This is a genomic window from Rhizobium sp. BK313 (genome assembly GCF_014193655.1).
Taxonomy (GTDB): Bacteria; Pseudomonadota; Alphaproteobacteria; order Rhizobiales; family Rhizobiaceae; genus Rhizobium.
The window spans coordinates 2,369,711-2,389,199 of record NZ_JACHZQ010000001.1; the positions used below are offsets into that span (position 1 = coordinate 2,369,711).

A 19,489-nucleotide genomic window follows, 5' to 3' on the forward strand; every position below is an offset into this window, starting at 1 on the left:
ATTGCCCTGATTGAAAACAGGTCCAAAACTTACGACTGCGTCACCAAAATCGGCGCGCGTTCCGGCACGCGATCATAGAGATCGATGACGTCCTGATTCAGGAGGCGGACGCAGCCGGAGGAAACGGCCTTGCCAATGGAGCGCCAATCGGGATTACCGTGCAGACGGTAAAGCGAATCCTGCTTATCCTCGAAAATATAAAGGGCCCGCGCGCCGAGCGGATTCTTCAGGCCGGGCTCCATGCCGCCGTTGGCGATGGAATATTTGACGAGTTCCGGCTGGCGGGCGACCATTTCATCCGGGGGGTTCCAACGCGGCCATTTCTTGCGCCACTGGATGACACCGCGGCCCTGCCAGGCAAAGCCTTCGCGACCGACGCCGATGCCATAGCGCATCGCGGTGCCGCCTGGCTCGGTAACATAGAGGAAGCGCTCGCGCGTATTGACGACGACGGTGCCTGGTGCCTCGCCGGTCGGGTCGACGACACGCTGCCGATAATATTTCGGATCGATCTGCTCATAGGGTATCGGCGGAAGATGAAAGCCGCCATCATCCATAGCCGCATAGATCACCGCCGGGTCCGGCTGCTCGCCGTCATAGCTGGCAAGCCCACCACCGAAGGGGTGATAAATGGAACCGCTATACTGCACAGGGCTGACGATCGGGCGACTTTCGACCGTGGAAGCGCAGCCGGCGAGCGTCGAAACGGCGCCGATGCCCGCAAGGGCGAGGAAGTTTCGTCGGGAAAGGGAAGAAGGCAGGCTCATGTCGACAGCATCATTCCTGTTGGAAGGGAAGCGGGAACCCAAAACAATCCGATTCGGCTCCCGGCGAGATTCGCAGAGACTGGAATAAAACTAAAGAGCGCAGCCGGCCCCCGCTATCGCACTTATGCAACATCACGAAAATTTGTTGCAATCTGCCGTTACAACACCACCACTTCCGTCTTTGCAGGCACACGATTGTAAAGATCGATCACATCCTGGTTCAGCATACGTACGCAACCGGATGACGCTTCCTTGCCGATCGACTGCCAATCGGGCGTGCCGTGAATGCGATAGAGTGTATCCTTGCCGTTCTGAAAAATATAGAGAGCACGGGCGCCGAGCGGATTGGTCGGCCCCGGATTCATGCCTCCGCGTTCGGCCGATACCTGCTTGATCTCCGGTTCGCGAACCACCATTTCGGCCGGCGGCGTCCAGCGCGGCCATTTCTGCTTCGACTGTATGACGCCCCTCCCATGCCAGGCATAACCGGCCGCCCCAAGGCCGACACCATAGCGCATCGCCCTGCCACCCGGCTCGACGAAATAGAGATAGTGGCTCCTCGTGTCGACGACGATCGTGCCGGGTCTTTCATTGGTCTGGTAGTCTACCTCCTGGCGCAGAAAGCGCTGGTCTATGCGCGTATAGGGGATGGCCGGCAGAGTGAAGTCGTCTTCGCTCCTCTGCGCATACATGGCCTGATGTACCGGATTGGACGTCGGCAGGCCATAGGTCTGATTGAATTGCGTGCGGAAGAGATCGCGCGCTTGCGGCACCGGCTGGACGGGCAGACGCTTTACCTTTTGCGGATCGATGCCTTCAGGTCGATAAAAGATAGGCGCAGTTTCCTGCGCAAACCGATCGGGATCGGTCGCCCCGGTATCGGGAATAATGCTGCAGGCGGACAGCATGGCAAAAGCAGCAACGGCAAGCAGGCGACGGGAAACGGGCAGAAGATCGGCCATCATCGGGAACCAGTTGGAATACGGATCGGTCAGCCACATGATGACCGGCGCGGCTGGCGCGAGGCTGGCGTCGGATGCGAAGATATTGCGCCAATAAGCCAAACTTCTGTTTTCCCTTGCCTTGGCTTGGGTTAGACCATTGGGGGACGGAGGATAGCATGAATATCGACAGTCTCGACCCGAACGTTTTTGCTCCGGTAAATCGCCAGGCATGGCTCAAGCTGGTGAACCGGGTGCTGAAGGGCGCCGATTTCCAGGAAGCGTTGGTATCGCGAACGGATGACGGCATCGCAGTCGAGCCACTTTATGCCCGCCGCCCCGATGCCACGCCATTGGCCCGCCGCCAAGTCGACAGGCCTTGGATCGTCAGCCAGCGCATGGACGATCCGGATATCGAGCGTGCTTTTGCGCAGCTCGCCGATGATCTTGCCAACGGCGCCAATGGCATCAATCTCATATCGAAAACCGGCTCTTCGGCCTTTGGCGCCGGCATCGACGCTGGTACGGAAGGGCTTACGGCACGATTGGCGGATGCGGTTTCGGGCAGTTCCATCTCGCTACGCCTTGATGGCCTCGCACCGGTCTTTGCCGAGGCACTGGTGTCGGCGCTCGGAAGAAACCAGCATCTCCCGACACTGCATTTCGGTCTCGACGTTTTCACTTCGACCGGAATCGCCAAAGAGATAGCCAGCGGCTTTCAGCGCCTGCGCAACGCCGGATTTTCCGGCAGCATTCTCAATGCTGATGGCCGTGCCGTGCACAATGCCGGTGGCACGGAGGCGCAGGAACTGGCCGTCATGGCCGCGTCGCTCGTCGGCCATCTGAGACTATTGGATCAGGCAGGTTTCGCGCCGGATGCGACCCTGGATGCCATAAGCCTCTGTCTGTCTGCCGATCAGAACCAGTTGATCACTATGGCGAAAGCTCGCGCCGCACGGATGATCTTTGCCCGTATCGCCGAGACCTGCGGTATTTCCGACCCGCCGACGGCCTACCTCCACATGGAGACGAGCTACCGCATGCTCACGCGGCTCGACCCGGAGACTAATATCCTGCGCAACACGATAGCCGTTTTCTCTGCCGGCACCGGGGGTGCGGACGAAATCTCCGTGCTGCCGCACAGCCTCACCTACGGAATTCCCGGTCCGCTGGCGCGGCGTCTGGCGCGCAATACGCAGACCATCCTGATTGCCGAAAGCCATCTTGATCACGTCATCGATCCGGCCGCTGGAGCCGGCGGTATCGAGGCGTTGACGGAGGCTCTCGCTGAAAAGGCCTGGGAGATTTTTGTGGGTATCGAGCGAGACGGTGGGCTGGCGGAGGTCATCGCGAGTGGTCGACTGGCGGCGATGGTGCAAGAAGAACGAGGAAGCCGCGCGGCAAAACCGATTGTGGGGACGACATTGTTTGCCGCGAAGGTGGAGCGGCCCGTCGCGGTTTTGGGGGAACTGGGGATTGCGGCAGAGTGTATGGGATTGAAACCTGTGCGGTTGGATGAGGTGGAACGGTGAAGACATCGACTACAGGGTTTGCAGAGAGGGGTGACGCAGGCTCGGCATCCGCGAAGGCATCGTCCCCATGACCAATATTCCCGATTTCACCACCATCCCTTGGGCAAAACCCCAAACCAAGACGCCGAAAACCGACGCCCCAGCGTGGCAAACCCCGGAAGGCATCGCCGTCAAGCGGCTCTATAATACGGCTGATCTTGCCGGTTTGAACTTCCTCGACACGTCTCCTGGCGCCGCTCCCTTTGTCCGCGGCCCCTATCCGACTATGTATGTCCAGCAGCCCTGGACCATCCGCCAATATGCGGGTTTCTCCACCGCCGAGGAATCGAACGCCTTCTACCGCCGCAATCTCGCGGCCGGTCAGAAAGGCCTCTCCGTCGCCTTCGATCTTGCCACCCACCGTGGCTATGACAGCGACCATCCGCGCGTTGCCGGCGATGTCGGCATGGCCGGGGTGGCGATCGATTCCATTCTCGACATGCGCCAGCTCTTCGACGGCATCCCGCTTGGCGAGATGAGCGTGTCGATGACCATGAACGGCGCGGTGCTGCCGGTGATGGCGCTCTATATCGTCGCCGCCGAGGAGCAAGGCGTTTCCGAGGATAAGCTCTCCGGCACGATCCAGAACGACATCCTCAAGGAGTTCATGGTCCGCAATACCTACATCTACCCGCCGCAGCCCTCGATGCGGATCGTTTCGGACATTTTCAGCTATACCAGCCAGCGCATGCCGAAATTCAATTCGATCTCGATTTCCGGCTATCACATGCAGGAGGCTGGTGCGACGGCGGACCTGGAGCTCGCCTATACGATCGCCGACGGCATCGAATATGCCCGCGCCGGAGTAGCCGCCGGGCTCGATATCGACAGCTTCGCGCCACGCCTCTCCTTCTTCTGGGCGGTTGGCATGAATTTCTTCATGGAAGTCGCCAAGATGCGCGCGGCGCGGCTGATCTGGGCCGCATTAATGCAGAAAAACTTTGCGCCAAAGGACGAGAAATCGCTGGCGCTGCGCACCCACAGCCAGACCTCGGGATGGTCGCTGACGGCGCAAGACCCCATGAACAACATCATTCGCACCATGGTCGAAGCCATGGCGGCAACGCAGGGCCATACGCAGTCTCTTCACACCAATTCCTTCGACGAAGCGCTTGCTCTGCCGACGGATCATTCGGCCCGTATCGCCCGCAACACGCAGATCCTGCTGCAGAAGGAATCCGGTACGACCGATATCATCGATCCCTGGGGCGGCTCGGCCTATGTCGAGCGGTTGACGCATGATTTGGCTGCCCGTGCACTCACCCATATCGAAGAGGTCGAATCGCTCGGCGGCATGGCAAAGGCGATCGAAAAGGGCATTCCGAAGCTCCGGATCGAAGAGGCGGCCGCACGCACGCAGGCTCGCATCGACAGCGGCCACCAGACCGTCGTCGGCGTCAACTTCTCGCGACCGGAACAGGATATCGACGTCGACGTGCTGAAGGTGGACAATTCCGAAGTCCGCGCCCGGCAGCTCTCGAAGCTGCAGCAGTTGAAGGGTACACGCGAAACGGCGGCAGTGGAGACCGCTCTGGAGGCACTGACCGATGCCGCGCGAAACGGCACCGGCAATCTGCTGGATTTCGCCGTCAGGGCGGCACGAGCAAGAGCGACGGTCGGCGAAATCTCACTGGCGCTGGAAAAAGCCTATGGCCGGCATGTCGCGGAGATCCGAACCATATCCGGCGTCTATCGCAAGGAGGTCGGCACTGCCGATCCCCTCTTCAACAAGGCCGTCGCCAAGGTCGAAGCATTCCGCAGGGCGCGCGGCGAAAAGCCACGCATCCTCGTCGCCAAGATGGGGCAAGACGGCCATGACCGCGGCCAAAAGGTCATCGCCACCGCTTTCGCCGACCTCGGCTTCGATGTCGTCGTCGGCGCGATGTTCCAGACGCCGGAGGAAGTCGCCGATCTTGCCGTGCGGGAAGGAGTCGACATCATCGGTGCTTCGTCACTCGCCGCCGGTCATTTGACGCTGGTGCCGGAACTGAAGGAAGCGCTCACCCGCCGTCACGCCAGCCGCGTCCTCATCGCCGTCGGCGGCGTCATCCCGCCCCAGGATTTTGCAACGCTCACAGCAGCCGGCGCCGACGCGATTTTCCCACCGGGGACGGTGATCGCGCAAGCGGCGGCGGCACTGATGGATCGGTTGATGAACTAGCCGTTACGCCGCCACGCTTCTGAAAAACTGGATGCTCTGTTCGATCTCACCCGGCAGAGCGGAATTGTGATTGCCCTGAACCGTCGCCAACTCCATTTTTACACCGCCGGCAAGGGCGCGCTTGGAAAGCAGCGCCAGGCGCGTGTCGAAATTGACCTCCTCGCTGCCATGCATCACCTTCATAGGGCACTTGAAGCTGTGGGCATAGCAGACCGCCGAGCGCATCTGGAATTCGCGCGGATTCTTGGCGTTGAAGCGGATGTCTTCGGGATAGCGGTGGAAGAAGGCGAAGGCATCCGGATTGCCTGAGATCGGAGCGGCAGCGCGGAAACGTCTGGTCGACATTGCCGCCAGCATCGCCAGTGTGCCGCCAACGCTGTGGCCGGCGAGAAACAGGCGATGCGGATCGACACCCGGCAGATGACGCAGCCGATTGGATGCAGCAAGTACATCCGAAACTTCATCGTAGAAACCGGAGAAATTGCCCTTCTGGCCGTTTTCGCCGCGCATCGACGGGATCATCACGACATAGCCGGCATCGATGTAAGGCTTCATCAACAGCCAATGACCCTGACCGATGGCGTTGCCACCATGCAGGAAGAGCACGGCCGGCCTCGGCTTCGGCGTGCGCTCATAGCGCGACACCCAGGCGACGAGTTCCAATTCACCGCCCAATCCGCTGCGATAGAAAATCTGATCCGCGCCGGGGGGTGCGACCAGCGGTTCATACTTGTCAGGCGCCGGACCCTTGTTCAGAAGATCGGTGCGAAACTTGTGTCGCTCCTTGGCATAATCGCCTGCCAGAAGTGGCGGATCGGCCGGCGCGTCCGCGGCTTTAGTGGCCTTGGGATCCACAATCTTCGTCTCGACCGGCTTGGCATCAAGGGCCTTGGTATCGGCAGCTTTAGCGATACTAGGAGCCAGGAGTGTTGCGGCAAGACCGGCAAGAACGGTGCGGCGATTGGAGCGGAACGCGTTTTCTTTTGACGTTGTCATATGCTCTGTCCAAATATGCCCGGCAAATCCAAATCTGCACGGGTTGAAAGGCGAGGCCAACTCACATTGTGGTGAGGAATCAGGCTGAACCTATTCATCAACGGCGGGAGCCTTGGCGTCAATTAGCGCCACTAAACTTTCCAGCCGATCCGCCTCATAGGGCGGCTTGTCAGGTCGAAGACGGGCAATTCGCGGAAAACGCATGGCGACACCGGATTTGTGCCGTGTCGAACGGTTGATTCCTTCGAAGGCGACTTCGAGAACGAAGCCGAAATCGCGATCGGCCCGCACCGCTCTCACCGGGCCGAAACGATCGATGGTATTGTTGCGCACAAACTTGTCGAGCACTTCCAACTCGGCATCGGTGAAGCCGAAGTAGGCCTTGCCGACCGGTACCAGTTGTTCACCCTCCGGCGTCATCGACCAGACGCCGAAGGTGAAATCGGAATAATAGCTGGAGCGTTTGCCATGGCCGCGCTGGGCGTACATCAGCACGGCATCGACATTGTATGGATTGCGCTTCCATTTGAACCACGGCCCCTTGGCGCGGCCGGCGAGATAGGCGCTGTCTCGGCGCTTGATCATAACCCCTTCGATAACCGGATCGGGCGGCGCCGAACGCAATTGGTCCAACTCCTCCCAGGAGGTAAAACCGACCAGCGGCGAGAGATCGAAACGATCGTGAGGCGCAGCCTCGATGATCTCCGTCAGCCGCGCTCGCCGATCAAGAAAGCCGCGGGCGCGCACATCCTCTTCGCCATCGAACAGCAGATCATAGGCACGGACGAAGGCCGGATATTCCTCCAACATCTTCGCCGTCACCGTCTTGCGGTTGAGCCGCTGCTGCAGATCGGAGAAGGTGCGTGTTGGGCTATTGGAGCGCACCGTGCCGCCGATCAACAGTTCGCCGTCGACGACGCCCTCGAAGCTGACGGCGTCGACGATGTCAGGGAAGGCACCGGAGATATCGTCACCAGAGCGGGAGTAAAGCTTGCTCGTCGCTCCCGCCCGCGAAAGCTGGACGCGGATGCCGTCCCATTTCCACTCGGCGGCATAGTCCAGGGGATCGAGCCCATCGAGATCGCCGGGCTCGACGGGATTGGCGAGCATGACGGAATGAAAGATCGCCGGCGTTGCCAGCACCGGCTTGTCGCCTTTGCCTTCCAACCATTGGAACAGGCTTTCATAGGGCGGCTGCAGCCCGTGCCACAGCGTTTCGATCTCGGTCACGTCCTTGCCGCTCAACTCCGCCAAAGCCTGCTTGGCAAGCCGCGCCGACACACCGATGCGCAGCGCACCGGTGGCGAGCTTCAGGAAGGCAAACCGGCCTGACGTGTCGAGCCGGTCGAGCAGGTCGCGAACGAAGCTGCGCACTTCGGTGCGGCCGAGCGTGTTCATCCGGCGCACAACGTCGCCGAGCTTCGGCTGTTCGCCCGCGGGGCGGACGATATCGCTTTCCTTGTCCCAGACCAGCGAGATGGTCTCGGCGAGATCACCAACATAGTCGTAAGAGTAGCGAAACAGCACCTCGTCCATGCGTTCCAGCACGAGCTCGCGCAGCATGGCCGGCTTGACGTTGCGTACCTCCAGCGTACCGGCGATCGCCGCGAGACCGTAACCGCGATCCGGGTCCGGCGTATCGCGGAAATAGTCGGTGAGCAGCTTCAGCTTGCCGTTACGGCTCGGCGTCAGCACCAGGCGATCGAGGAGATCTGCGAAGGCTTTCATCAGTCGCCCTCGTCTTCATAGCCGATCAGATGCAGCGGCTTGGCCGGGATGCCCTGTAATTCGCACCAGCGCACAAGGGCCTCTTCGCGTCCGTGGGTGACCCAGACTTCGCCCGGCTTCAGCTCCGAGATGGTTTCAGTCAGCTCCGGCCAATCGCAGTGATCCGAAATGACGAGCGGTAGCTCGACGCCGAGTTGCTTGGCGCGCTGACGCACCATCATCCAGCCCGACGCAAAGGCAGGCAGAGGATCGTGAAACCGCCGCGCCCAGCGATCGGAAAAGGCCGATGGCGGACCGACGACGACGGCACCCTTGAAGATCGATTGGTCCCGGCTTTCGATTGTTGCAGGCAACAGCTCGCCAAGCGTGATCCCCTGCCCGGCATAATAGCCGCACAATGTCTCCAGCGCGCCGTGGATATAGATCGGCTTGTCATAGCCGGCATCGCGCAGCAGCCGGATGACACGCTGCGCCTTGCCGAGCGCGTACGCACCGATGAGATGGGTGCGCTCGGGAAACTGCCGGAGCGACGCGAGCAGCTTTTCCGTCTCGTCCATCGGATCGGGATGATGGAACACAGGCAGCCCGAACGTCGCCTCGGTGATAAAAACGTCGCACGCGACGGGCACGTAGGCTGCACAGGTCGGGTCCGGCCGTCGCTTGTAATCGCCTGATACGACGATGCGCAGCCCATCCTTCTCCACCGCGATCTGCGCAGAACCGAGCACGTGCCCGGCCGGATGAAACCGTACCCGTACGCCTTTGATCGTCAGCTCCTCGCCGAAACCGACCGCCTGCTCCGATCCGGCAAAACCACTGCCGTAGCGTATCCGCATGATGTCCAAGGTCTGTCGGGTGGCAAGCACTTGGGCATGACCGGCACGGGCGTGGTCGGAGTGCCCATGCGTCACCAGCGCCCGCTCGACCGGACGCACCGGATCGACGTAGAAGCCGCCGATCGGACAAAACAGGCCTTCAGGCGCGGGATAAAGCAGTTGATCCGGTCTCATACGCAGAGGATAGCGTGATTTGCAGCGGAGGCCAGAGGGCAGTCCTACTTCATCATCCGCTCGAAGCGCCGGTCAGGCACCAGCCATATACCGGTGACGATCACGTACATTCCGACGGAGATGTAAGGATTGATGCCAGCGAGCAGGATGGCGAGAACGTAGAAGCAGACGGAGAACGTGGCTTTCCGATCCGAACCGAGCGTGTGGGCAAAATCAGAATCCGCACCATGCACACGGATCAGCATCCGTCCGAGAATGTAATAGGCGAAACCGCACATCAGCAAGATGAAGCCATAAACCATCACGGGGGTCATGGCGAAGTCGTTTTCGTCCATCCAACCGGTGGCGAAGGGCATCAACGACAGCCAGAATAGCAGATGCAGATTGGCCCAGAGCACGCCACCCCTGACATGCTTCACCGCCTGGAACATATGATGGTGATTGTTCCAATAGATGCCGACGTTGACGAAACTCAGAAGATAGGAAAGCAGCGTTGGGATTAGCGGCAAAAGCGCCTGCAGCCCCCCGCCATGCGGTACTTTCAATTCCAGCACCATGATGGTGATGATGATGGCAATCACGCCATCGGAAAAGGCCTCGACGCGTCCCTTGCCCATAATCGACTTCCCTCTTCTTGGCGTAGGCCCCAATACAGAATCAGCTCAAGGGGCGGCGCATATGGAAGCAGGATTACAGCAGACAGGGATGCGTTCAAGCGAGGCGGTCACAGGCACTTTTCAGAAGCTTCGCGATCTCCCCTGCACCGACCGGCCGCGAGAAATAGAAACCCTGGGCTTCGTTGCACTGACTCTGGCGCAGGAATTCGAGCTGCTCATCCGTCTCCACCCCTTCCGCAACGACGGCGAGGCGCAGCCGGCGTGCGAGCGAGATGACGGCGGAGGCGATGGCCACGGTTGTTTCGTCGCGTGGCAACGCTTCGACGAAGGAGCGATCCATTTTGAGACGGTCGAAGGGAAAGGTCTTCAACGCCGCCAAGCTGGAATAGCCGGTGCCGAAGTCGTCGATCGACAGACGTACGCCAAGCGCCTTCAGTGCCTGCATCACATGCAAGGCGCGCGGCACGTCATGCATCAGCGTGCTTTCGGTCAACTCCAGCTCCAGCCATTGCGGGCAGAGGCCGCTTGCCTCCAAGGCTTCGGTGACATACGCGGCAAGCGCCGGATCACTGAACTGCCGCGCCGAAACATTGACGGCGATCGTGACCGGCGGCAGGCCCATCGCCTGCCACTCCTTGGCCTGCCGACAGGCCTCGTTCAGTACGAACAAGCCGAGCGGGATGATCAGCCCGGACTCTTCCGCCAGGGGGATGAACTGGCCGGGAGGTAGCATGCCCTGACGCGGATGACGCCAGCGCACCAGCGCCTCGACGCCGACGATGCGGCCGCTCGCGACATCGACCTGCGGCTGGTATTCCAGGAAGAACTGATTTGCACCGATGGCGTTGCGCAACTCCTCCTGCTCGCTCAGCGGCATGACACCTGCCGCACTCGGCTTATGCGTATGATACTGCAGCCGGTTGCGGCCGTGCTCCTTGGCCTTGTACATGGCGGCATCTGCGCAGGCGATCAGCTCCTCCGGCGTCTCGCCATCCGTTGGAAATGCGGCGACACCGATGCTGCTCGTCACCGAAACCTCGATATCCCCGACCACCACCGGCTGCGCAATCGCCTTCTGCAGCTCACGCAACCGACGCGCGATGCCACTGTCGCGCCGTGACTGATGGACGAAGACCAGCAGGAATTCATCGCCGCCAAGGCGCACCACCATGTCGGAGGCCCGCAGGCTATCGACCATGCGCGCTGTCAGCTCCTTCAGTAGCTCATCGCCGGCGCTGTGGCCGCGGCTGTCATTGATCTGCTTGAAATTGTCGAGATCGACATAGGCAACCGTCACCTTGCGGCCGTTACGCCGAGCCTTGAACAGGATCTTCGCCATGTTCTCCTTGAGAAAGGCGCGGTTCGGCAGACCCGTCAGGTCGTCGTGATGGGCCATGAAATAGATGCGGTCCTCGGCGCGCTTGCGCTCGATCGCGATGCCGGCAATATGGGTCGCCATGGCAACCAGCTCCAGCTCGTGCTCGGTCGGCTCGCGCACCGCGCCGGAATAGAGCGCGAAAGTGCCAAGCACGTTGGCCTGCGAGGTCATGATCGGCGTCGACCAGCAGGAACGCAGACCGAATTGCGCGGCAAGCCCACGAAAATCCTCCCAGAGGAGATCGGTCTGCGTGTCGTTGACGAAGACCGGCTTGCCGCGCCAAGCGGCCGTGCCGCAAGAGCCGACCTTCGGGCCGATGGCAATGCCATCGATCAGGCGGCTATAGGCGGCTGGCAGGTTGGGCGCGGCGCCGTGGGACAGACGTATACCTTCGTGATCCAGCAGCAACACCGATCCTTTGATATCGGTAAGCTCATCTTCAACCATCAATACCAGCGCCTCGAGGATCATCTCGAGCGGCTCGCTCTTGGCGATCATTTCCAACAGTTCGGCTTGACTGCGGCGCAGATGCTCCTGGCGCTTGCGCTCAGTGATATCGCGCGAAATGCAGATCAGGCCGATCACCTCACCGTGACCGTTGCGCAACGGTAATTTCGAGGTCAGACGATAGGCCGGCTTGCCGCCGGTCGGGGAAAGGACAACATCCTCCATATCGATCCGCGGCTTGCCGGTGGCGATGATTTCCTGCTCGACCCGGTAGTATTCCCTAGCTTGCTCCAGAGGCATCAAATCGAAATCGGTCTTGCCGGTCAGCGCACTCGCTCTTTCCATTCCGAGACTTTTGGCCGTGGCGGCGTTAGCAAAGACGAAGCGGCTTTCGCCATCCTTGACGAAGAGAAAATCCGGCAGTTCATGCACGATCGCCTTGAGGCGCAATTGCTCTATACCATCTGCGACGTGGTGCGCGTTCGCCGCCATCAGTGCCTGCGTCGCAGCCAACAGACGCTCCGTCTCGATGTCAAGCGAACGACCACGCTCGCCTGTGCGCGCGTGCTGAAGAGCCGGCTTATTCATGATGCGCATTCTCCCAACGCGGCCGCAGGCGCGGCTTTTCTCAAATGTCACAACCGAAACGCGATCATTATAGTTCCCGCTTCCTTCGAGCCTCTTAAGCGGATGGGTGAATGAAAAAATAAAAGAGCGAAATGCCTGAAAAATATGAGGCCCATCTTGGCGACAACAGGTCTTTTTCCGTGCCAAATCGGGACAGATGCGCATGGCACGTTTTCTGCTTCCCGAAGGTTGAATTCAGGAGTCAATAATGGTCCAGCGCCGCGCGTTCATCGCCTATATCGCCGTCTCGGCCGCAGGCGGTCTGTTTGGCCAACGCGCCTTTGCCGCGCCGCTCGCCAAGATTGCCGGCGCCGACATGCGTGGACCGATCGACGCCATCGCCTACAAGGCGACGCCAGGCACCAGCGATATCAGAAGCGGCAAACTCCAAGCGATGATCGACAATGCCGCGCGCAACAACGCGCCGGTTTTCCTGCCGCCCGGCAATTATGATGTCTCGAACCTCACATTGCCCGACAATACCCGCATCACTGGCATCCCAGGTGCTTCACGGCTCGTCTATGGCGGCGAAGGCCATCTGATGAGCGCCGACAAGGCCAAGCGTATCGAGCTTTCCGGCCTTGTTCTTGATGGCGGCAACCGCTGGCTTGCCGACTATGCCGGCGGATTGCTGCAATTTACCGGCGTCGACGAAGTGCTCATCGACAATTGCGAAATCGCCGGCAGCCGCAAACATGCGCTGCAACTGGAGCGCTGCGGCGGGCGGGTCGAACGCAGCCGAATATCAGGCGCCGCGGAAGCTGGCCTTTATTCTGTCCAGTCGGCCGGATTGACGATCACGGGCAATACGGTCGAGGATTGCGGCAATGGCGGCATCCTTATCCACCGCTGGGAAAAGGGCGAAGACGGCAGCATCGTCAGCGGCAACCGCATCGCCCGCATCGGTGCCAATGATGGCGGCACCGGCCAGAACGGCAACGGCATCAACATCTTTCGCGCCGGCGGTGTCCTGGTCTCCGGCAACCAGATCGCCGATTGCGCTTTCACCGCTGTGCGGGCCAATTCGGCATCGAACGTGCAGATATCTGGCAATCAATGCCTGCGCTCCGGCGAAACAGCGATCTTCTGCGAATTCGAATTCGAAGGCGCTGTGGTCAGCAACAATCTCATCGAGGGCGCTGCCAATGGCATTGCGATTGCCAATTTCGACAAGGGCGGCCGGCTCGCCAACGTTACCGGCAATATCATCCGCAACCTGTCTCTGACCGGCCCCTATCCTCAGGAGAGCGGCTTCGGCATCGGGATATCGGCCGAAGCCGACACGCTGATTGCTTCGAACCTCATCGAAAATGCCCCGCTCTGGGGCCTGAAACTCGGCTGGGGGCCCTATCTCCGTAATCTCGTCGCCACCGGCAACATCATCCGCCAAGCCCCAATCGGCTGTGCGGTCTCCGTCGTCGATGGCACCGGTGCGGCTGTCATCTCCGACAATCTGTTCCAAGGAACAGCAAAAGGCGCGGTCATCGGCTTTCGTTGGGACAAGCCGGCTTCAGGTGACTTGACGGTGACCGGCAAAGAAGATTTTCCACAACTAACAATAGAAAAAAATAGGCTCGCCTAGACATCCTATCTCCAGCTCGGCTCCCGCCGTTCGAAGAATGCTGCGAGCCCTTCCCTTGCTTCTTCCGTCTCCCACGTATCAGCCAGTTGTGTGATGACGCGGTCGATGAGTTCGTCGGTTATCGGCACGCCGAGAGAACGGGCCAGTGCCTTTGCTCGCGCGGCGGCCTGCGGCGAGGCAGCGAGGAGGTGGCGGATTTCGGACTCGATGGCCTCGTCGAGCGCGTCCTCGGGAACAACGCGGGACAGCAGGCCGGCGGCATGGGCTTGCCATGCGTCGATGATCTTGCCGGAGAGGAAGAGCGGGCGGGCCTTGGCCTCGCCGATGCGGGCGATCACATAGGGGCTGATGGTGGCCGGGATGATGCCGAGGCGAACCTCCGTCAGGCCGAAGCGGGCCGTCGCGGCGGCTATTGCCATGTCGCAGACACTGAGGATGCCGATACCGCCACCGAAAGCATTGCCGTGCACGCGGGCGATCAGCGGCTTCGGCAATTCGTTCAGAGCCTTGAACAGCATGGCGAGCCGTCGGGCTTCGGCGACGCGCTCGGCGCGGGTGGCGTCGAACTGCGCGCGCATCCAACCGAGATCGCCGCCAGCACAGAAACTCGCACCCTCTCCCGCGAGAACAACCACACGCACGTTCGCATTCCGGCCAAGATCGTAAGCAGCTTCGGTCAGGGCATCGATCAACTCAGCCGATAGGGCGTTGTGCTTTCCCGGGCGCGCCAAGGTCAGGTGGGCGACACCGCGTTCCTCGATGGCGATATGGATCGTTTGCGATGTCATGTGGCACTCCTGAGGCTGCTGGCAAAGGCGGCGGCGTGGGCAAGTTTCTCCTCGTTGAGGCCAGTCTCAAAGCCGTGCAAACTCAGATAGTGGTGAACCGCCACGGTATCGACATTGCCTTTGGCGCCGGGAGCAAAGGGGCAGCCGCCGAGACCGCCGGCGGCGGCGTCGAACACCCGCAGGCCCCGATCCAGGGCCACGCCGATATTGTCCAATGCCCTGCCCGAGGTATCGTGAAAATGGCCGGCCAGCATGGCGGCGGGAAGATCAGCAAGGACAGCTTGCAGCATCCTGTCTACCGCCTCCGGTTCACCCCTGCCGATCGTGTCGCCAAGGCTGATCTCATAGCAGCCGAGCTCCCGCAATTGCCGGGCGACGCTTGCGGCATTCGCAGGCGGCACGGTGCCTTCATAGGGGCATTCGACGACGCAACTGACGTAGCCGCGCAGGGGAATGCCGCGATCACGGCTCGCCGCCGCCACTGGCCGGAAGCGATCGATGCTTTCGGCGATGGAGCAATTGATGTTGCGCATCGAAAAACTCTCGGAGGCCGACGCGAAAATCGCCACCTCATCGGCGCCGGCGGCAAGCGCTGCCTCGAACCCCTGCATATTCGGCGTCAGCACGGCATAACGGACGCCAAGCTTCCGTTTGATCCCAGCCATGACGCCGGCGGCATCGGAGAGCTGTGGCACCCATTTCGGGCTGACGAAGCTCGTGACTTCGATACGCTCGAAACCGCAATCGGAGAGCAGGTCCACCAGCTCAATCTTGGTCTCCGTGTCGATCAGCCGCTTTTCGTTCTGCAGGCCGTCCCGCGGTGCCATTTCGACGATGGTGACGTAATTGGGAGGGCGATCGGTCATTGCGCGTCCTCCGGCCGGAGCATCAGGAGAACGGCGCTCTCGCTGGTCTGATCCCCTTCCCCGACATGCAGGCTTTCCACCACACCGTCGCGCGTCGCCGTCAGCGTCAACTCCATTTTCATGGCTTCCATGATGATGAGTGCCTCGCCCTTCGCCACCATGTCGCCTTCCCGCACCCGGACGATCTTGATGAGGCCTGGCATCGGTGCAATCAGCCGGTCGCTGCCGGCGACCTCTTCCTCAGCGCCATCCAGCGGATCGGGCCGATGGAAATGATCGGTACGGCCATCGAGGAACAGCGTCATGTCGTGTGGCGTCCGGAACACGTCGGCACTCAGTTGCCGGCCGTCGATTTCCACACGGCAGGCGCCGTCGCTGCGGCCGATGATGCGAACGGCGACAGCGCGATCATCGAAATGCACCGAGAAGAGATCCTGTCCTTTCGTAATCACGCGGCAGTTTGCATGGCCGCCAATGTGACGCAGCGTCACGGGCCGATTTACCTCGCCCCAAAGCTGCCAGGCGCCAAGCGATTGCCAGGGATCACGCGCCAAGGATCGCGCCATGCCTTCCACTTCGAAGATGGCGGCAACGGCGAGCGCGACGTCATCAGGTGCTGATGCCGCGGTCAGCGCCTCCGCCTCGCGGTCGATCAGGCCGGTATCCGGATGGCCTGCAACAAAATCCGGCTGCAGGCTCAAGCGGATCAGAAAATCGACGTTGCTTGTTGTTCCAGCCACCTGCGTATGCTGTAGCGCTCGCGTCAGCTTGGCCAGTGCCGCTTGGCGGGTTGGGGCGTGGACGACAAGCTTGGCGATTAATGGATCGTAATGCGGCGTGATGCTGTCGCCCTGGCGCACGCCGGTGTCGACGCGTGCGTCACTCTCGGGAAATCTGAGGTGAGAGAGCGTGCCCGTCGCCGGCAGAAAACCGCGCGACGGATCCTCGGCATAAAGCCGCGCTTCGAAGGCCCAGCCGTCAATTGCGAGTTCGGCTTGGGTCTTCGGTAAGGGCCCGCCGCCGGCAATCCGCAATTGCCATTCGACCAGATCGACCCCGGCGATCGCCTCCGTGACGGGATGCTCGACCTGCAGGCGGGTGTTCATTTCCATGAAGAAGAACCGCTCCGGCGATAGGCCGTCGGAAACATCGGCAATGAATTCAACCGTGCCTGCTCCACGATAGTCGATGGCACGCGCTGCCCGGACGGCAGCTTCGCCCATGGCATTGCGCATCTCCTCGGTCATGCCGGGGGCCGGCGCTTCCTCGATCACCTTCTGGTGTCGCCGCTGCAAAGAGCAATCGCGCTCGAAGAGATGCACGACATTGCCCTGACTGTCGCCGAAGACCTGGATTTCGATGTGACGGGGTTGGGTCAGATATTTTTCGATCAGTACCGCATCGTCCCCGAAGGCCGATTTTGCCTCGCGCCTTGCCGCTTCCAATGCAGCCGTAAAATCCTCCGTCCGGTCGACCCGACGCATGCCCTTGCCGCCGCCGCCGGCGCGCGCCTTAATCAGTACGGGATAGCCGATCTCCGTTGCCCGCTCCGCGAGGAACGCCGCGTCCTGCTTATCGCCGTGATAGCCTGGAACGACAGGCACACCAGCGCGCTCCATCAACGCCTTGGCCGCATCCTTCAGGCCCATGGCGCGGATCGAGGCCGGCGATGGACCGATGAAAACCAGTCCGGCAACTTCGACGGCCTCCGCGAAATCGGCATTTTCCGAGAGAAAGCCATAGCCCGGGTGAATGGCCTCGGCGTCGGATCGCTGTGCGGCAGCAATAATGCGCTCCTTCGAGAGATAGCTCTCGCTCGCGGCCGCCGCGCCGATATGGATCGCTTCATCGGCGAGCCCGACGTGTCGAGCATCGATATCGGCGTCGGAATAAACGGCGACCGTGCGGATGCCCATGCGCCTTGCCGTATGGATGATCCGGCAGGCGATTTCTCCGCGATTGGCGATCAATATCTTCGAAAACATGGGCACACCCTATTGCGCGGCAACGACCTCTACTTCGAGCAGCCACGCGGTATCGAAAATGCCGGCGATCACCACCGTCATCGCCGGGGCGAGCGAGCCCAAGTACTCACTGCGGATCTCGCGGTTTTCTAGCGTGTGGTGACGGTCGGCAAGATAGGTGGTGACCTTGACGATGTCGGCCTTGCTCATTCCGGCGGCCTTAAGCTGGGCGTCGACATTGAGCCAGACCTGACGCGCCTGCGCCTGAAATCCATCGGGAAGCGCATCGTCGACCGTCGTCGGAATCTGGCCGCTGACGAATAGCAATTTCTCGAAGTTTTCGAGCTTCACGGCCTGGGCGTAGCCGCCGCGCGGCTGAGGTGCGTTCTTGGCATTGACGGTGTCCCGTTTCATCTCAGTCTCCTCACATCCTGAACAGGCCGAAGCGCGTGTCTTCTATGGGCGCATTGAGCGCCGCCGAAAGCGACAGCGCCAGCACATCGCGGCTCTTGCGCGGGTCGATGATGCCGTCATCCCAGAGACGCGCCGAGGCATAGAGCGGGTGGCTCTGGGTTTCGAACATTTTCAAGGTCGGCTGCTTGAAGGCCGCCTCCTCCTCTTTCGTCCAGGGTTTGCCCGAACGCGCCAGGGCCTCGCCGCGTACCGTCGCCAGCACGCCGGCCGCCTGCTCTCCGCCCATGACGGAAATGCGGCTGTTGGGCCAGGTCCAGAGAAAGCGCGGCGAGTAGGCGCGGCCGGCCATGCCGTAATTGCCGGCGCCGAAAGAGCCGCCGATCAGCATGGTGATCTTCGGCACTTTCGTCGTCGCCACCGCCGTCACCAGCTTGGCGCCGTGCTTGGCGATGCCCTCGGTCTCGTATTTCCGGCCGACCATGAAGCCCGTGATATTCTGCAGGAAGGCCAGCGGGATCTTGCGCTGCGAGCAAAGCTCGACGAAATGCGCGCCCTTCAGCGCCGATTCCGAAAACAGCACACCGTTGTTGGCGATGATGCCGACGGGGATGCCGTGAATATGAGCAAAACCGCAGACCAGTGTCGCGCCATAGCGCGCCTTGAATTCGTCAAAGCGCGAGCCGTCGGCGATGCGAGCGATAACTTCGCGGACATCGTAGGGCGTGCGCAGATCGGAGGGCACGATGCCGAGAATATCTTCCGGATCGTAGAGCGGCGGCTCCGGCGCCTGCAGTTCGACAGTCGTCGGCTTGCGGCGATTGAGATTGGCAACGGCCTGCCGGGCCAAGGCAAGCGCATGAGCATCATCTCGGGCCAGATGGTCGGCAACGCCGGAAAGGCGTGTGTGCACATCGCCGCCGCCGAGATCTTCGGCCGACACCACCTCACCGGTCGCGGCTTTGACCAGCGGCGGCCCCGCGAGAAAGATAGTCCCCTGCCCCTCGACGATGATGGTCTCGTCGGACATGGCCGGCACGTAGGCGCCCCCGGCCGTGCACGACCCCATGACCACAGCGATCTGCGGAATACCGGCCGCCGACATATTGGCTTGATTATAGAAGATGCGGCCGAAATGATCGCGATCCGGAAAGACTTCATCCTGGTTCGGCAGATTGGCTCCGCCGGAATCCACCAGATAGAGGCAGGGGAGATTATTTTCCGCTGCGATCTCCTGGGCTCTGAGATGTTTCTTCACCGAGATCGGATAGTAGGTGCCGCCTTTGACCGTGGCATCGTTGCAAACGATCATGCAGTCGCGGCCGGCAACGCGGCCGATGCCGGCGATCAATCCGGCGCCTGGCGCATCATCGCCATACATGCCGTGCGCAGCCGTCGCGCCGATTTCGAGAAAAGGCGTCGCCGGATCTATCAGACCCGCTACCCGGTCGCGCGGCAGCATCTTGCCGCGACTGACATGGCGCTCGCGCGCCTGTGCCCCGCCACCCTCCGCTGCCCGCAAGGCCGCCGCCTCGGCCACCCCGATCGCCTCCAGCATCGCGGCGCGATTGTCCCTGAAACGCTCCGAATGCGTGGAAATCTCTGACTTCAGGACGGTCATACGGCATCACCAAA

General features: G+C 61.3%; 15 protein-coding genes. 3 read left to right on the forward strand and 12 right to left on the reverse strand.

What is annotated here, in order from left to right:
- Positions 1-29: 29 nt before the first annotated feature.
- Together FHT86_RS11510 and FHT86_RS11515 are read right to left on the reverse strand one after the other, a co-directional pair.
- Entirely contained in the window at positions 30-767 is a 738-nt protein-coding gene (locus FHT86_RS11510; RefSeq protein ID WP_133706852.1) for a L,D-transpeptidase, read from the reverse strand.
- A 158-nt stretch (positions 768-925) separates the two neighbouring features.
- The gene (locus FHT86_RS11515) at positions 926-1,732 is read right to left on the reverse strand and encodes a L,D-transpeptidase (RefSeq protein WP_133707133.1); all 807 of its coding nucleotides are present in this window, start codon (positions 1,730-1,732) and stop codon (positions 926-928) included.
- Between the two features lie 155 nt (positions 1,733-1,887).
- On the opposite strand from FHT86_RS11515, the gene FHT86_RS11520 reads away from it, so the two are divergent.
- Positions 1,888-3,240 (forward strand): methylmalonyl-CoA mutase family protein, encoded by a 1,353-nt coding sequence (locus FHT86_RS11520; RefSeq protein WP_133706853.1) that lies wholly within the window; start codon positions 1,888-1,890, stop codon positions 3,238-3,240.
- A gap of 67 nt (positions 3,241-3,307) precedes the next feature.
- Positions 3,308-5,440: a methylmalonyl-CoA mutase gene (gene scpA, locus FHT86_RS11525; protein WP_133706854.1), complete on the forward strand. Its 2,133-nt coding sequence runs from the start codon at positions 3,308-3,310 to the stop codon at positions 5,438-5,440.
- 3 nt (positions 5,441-5,443) lie between these two features.
- Here the strand turns inward: scpA and FHT86_RS11530 are convergent, their stop codons facing one another.
- From FHT86_RS11530 to FHT86_RS11550, 5 genes are all read right to left on the reverse strand, one after another.
- The gene (locus FHT86_RS11530; RefSeq protein WP_133706855.1) at positions 5,444-6,436 is read right to left on the reverse strand and encodes an alpha/beta hydrolase family protein; all 993 of its coding nucleotides are present in this window, start codon (positions 6,434-6,436) and stop codon (positions 5,444-5,446) included.
- 90 nt (positions 6,437-6,526) lie between these two features.
- Positions 6,527-8,164: a cisplatin damage response ATP-dependent DNA ligase gene (locus tag FHT86_RS11535; protein WP_133706856.1), complete on the reverse strand. Its 1,638-nt coding sequence runs from the start codon at positions 8,162-8,164 to the stop codon at positions 6,527-6,529.
- Positions 8,164-9,174: a ligase-associated DNA damage response exonuclease gene (locus FHT86_RS11540; RefSeq protein WP_133706857.1), complete on the reverse strand. Its 1,011-nt coding sequence runs from the start codon at positions 9,172-9,174 to the stop codon at positions 8,164-8,166. Before FHT86_RS11540 ends, FHT86_RS11535 begins: the two co-directional genes overlap by 1 nt.
- 44 nt (positions 9,175-9,218) lie before the next feature.
- A complete protein-coding gene (locus FHT86_RS11545; protein ID WP_133706858.1) occupies positions 9,219-9,791 on the reverse strand; it encodes a TMEM175 family protein in 573 nt (190 codons plus the stop codon).
- Positions 9,792-9,885: 94 nt separating this feature from the next.
- Positions 9,886-12,204, reverse strand: a complete 2,319-nt coding sequence (locus FHT86_RS11550) for an EAL domain-containing protein (RefSeq protein WP_133706859.1) — start codon at positions 12,202-12,204, stop codon at positions 9,886-9,888.
- A gap of 247 nt (positions 12,205-12,451) precedes the next feature.
- On the opposite strand from FHT86_RS11550, the gene FHT86_RS11555 reads away from it, so the two are divergent.
- Positions 12,452-13,825 carry a TIGR03808 family TAT-translocated repetitive protein gene (locus FHT86_RS11555; protein ID WP_133706860.1) on the forward strand — a complete coding sequence of 458 codons (1,374 nt, stop codon included), beginning with the start codon at positions 12,452-12,454 and terminating at the stop codon, positions 13,823-13,825.
- Positions 13,826-13,830: 5 nt separating this feature from the next.
- Here FHT86_RS11555 and FHT86_RS11560 read toward each other — a convergent pair whose 3' ends face one another.
- From FHT86_RS11560 to FHT86_RS11580, 5 genes are read right to left on the reverse strand one after another with little or no spacing between them, the layout of a single operon-like run.
- Positions 13,831-14,613 carry a crotonase/enoyl-CoA hydratase family protein gene (locus FHT86_RS11560; RefSeq protein ID WP_133706861.1) on the reverse strand — a complete coding sequence of 261 codons (783 nt, stop codon included), beginning with the start codon at positions 14,611-14,613 and terminating at the stop codon, positions 13,831-13,833.
- Positions 14,610-15,479, reverse strand: a complete 870-nt coding sequence (locus FHT86_RS11565; RefSeq protein WP_133706862.1) for a hydroxymethylglutaryl-CoA lyase — start codon at positions 15,477-15,479, stop codon at positions 14,610-14,612. The genes FHT86_RS11560 and FHT86_RS11565 overlap by 4 nt, the downstream gene beginning before the upstream one ends.
- The gene (locus FHT86_RS11570) at positions 15,476-17,464 is read right to left on the reverse strand and encodes an acetyl/propionyl/methylcrotonyl-CoA carboxylase subunit alpha (RefSeq protein ID WP_133706863.1); all 1,989 of its coding nucleotides are present in this window, start codon (positions 17,462-17,464) and stop codon (positions 15,476-15,478) included. The genes FHT86_RS11565 and FHT86_RS11570 overlap by 4 nt, the downstream gene beginning before the upstream one ends.
- Before the next feature lie 9 nt (positions 17,465-17,473).
- On the reverse strand, positions 17,474-17,857 hold the full coding sequence (locus FHT86_RS11575; protein WP_133706864.1) for a RidA family protein: 384 nt from the start codon (positions 17,855-17,857) through the stop codon (positions 17,474-17,476).
- 10 nt (positions 17,858-17,867) lie between these two features.
- Entirely contained in the window at positions 17,868-19,475 is a 1,608-nt protein-coding gene (locus FHT86_RS11580; RefSeq protein ID WP_133706865.1) for a carboxyl transferase domain-containing protein, read from the reverse strand.
- Positions 19,476-19,489: the final 14 nt, after the last annotated feature.

Excerpts from the sequence above, each read along its gene's own strand:
- FHT86_RS11510 (WP_133706852.1), bottom strand. The coding sequence starts at position 767 with ATGAGCCTGCCTTCTTCCCTTTCCCGACGAAACTTCCTCGCCCTTGCG.
- FHT86_RS11515 (WP_133707133.1), bottom strand. The coding sequence starts at position 1,732 with ATGATGGCCGATCTTCTGCCCGTTTCCCGTCGCCTGCTTGCCGTTGCT.
- FHT86_RS11520 (WP_133706853.1), top strand. The coding sequence starts at position 1,888 with ATGAATATCGACAGTCTCGACCCGAACGTTTTTGCTCCGGTAAATCGC.
- scpA (WP_133706854.1), top strand. The coding sequence starts at position 3,308 with ATGACCAATATTCCCGATTTCACCACCATCCCTTGGGCAAAACCCCAA.
- FHT86_RS11530 (WP_133706855.1), bottom strand. The coding sequence starts at position 6,436 with ATGACAACGTCAAAAGAAAACGCGTTCCGCTCCAATCGCCGCACCGTT.
- FHT86_RS11535 (WP_133706856.1), bottom strand. The coding sequence starts at position 8,164 with ATGAAAGCCTTCGCAGATCTCCTCGATCGCCTGGTGCTGACGCCGAGC.
- FHT86_RS11540 (WP_133706857.1), bottom strand. The coding sequence starts at position 9,174 with ATGAGACCGGATCAACTGCTTTATCCCGCGCCTGAAGGCCTGTTTTGT.
- FHT86_RS11545 (WP_133706858.1), bottom strand. The coding sequence starts at position 9,791 with ATGGGCAAGGGACGCGTCGAGGCCTTTTCCGATGGCGTGATTGCCATC.
- FHT86_RS11550 (WP_133706859.1), bottom strand. The coding sequence starts at position 12,204 with ATGAATAAGCCGGCTCTTCAGCACGCGCGCACAGGCGAGCGTGGTCGT.
- FHT86_RS11555 (WP_133706860.1), top strand. The coding sequence starts at position 12,452 with ATGGTCCAGCGCCGCGCGTTCATCGCCTATATCGCCGTCTCGGCCGCA.
- FHT86_RS11560 (WP_133706861.1), bottom strand. The coding sequence starts at position 14,613 with ATGACATCGCAAACGATCCATATCGCCATCGAGGAACGCGGTGTCGCC.
- FHT86_RS11565 (WP_133706862.1), bottom strand. The coding sequence starts at position 15,479 with ATGACCGATCGCCCTCCCAATTACGTCACCATCGTCGAAATGGCACCG.
- FHT86_RS11570 (WP_133706863.1), bottom strand. The coding sequence starts at position 17,464 with ATGTTTTCGAAGATATTGATCGCCAATCGCGGAGAAATCGCCTGCCGG.
- FHT86_RS11575 (WP_133706864.1), bottom strand. The coding sequence starts at position 17,857 with ATGAAACGGGACACCGTCAATGCCAAGAACGCACCTCAGCCGCGCGGC.
- FHT86_RS11580 (WP_133706865.1), bottom strand. The coding sequence starts at position 19,475 with ATGACCGTCCTGAAGTCAGAGATTTCCACGCATTCGGAGCGTTTCAGG.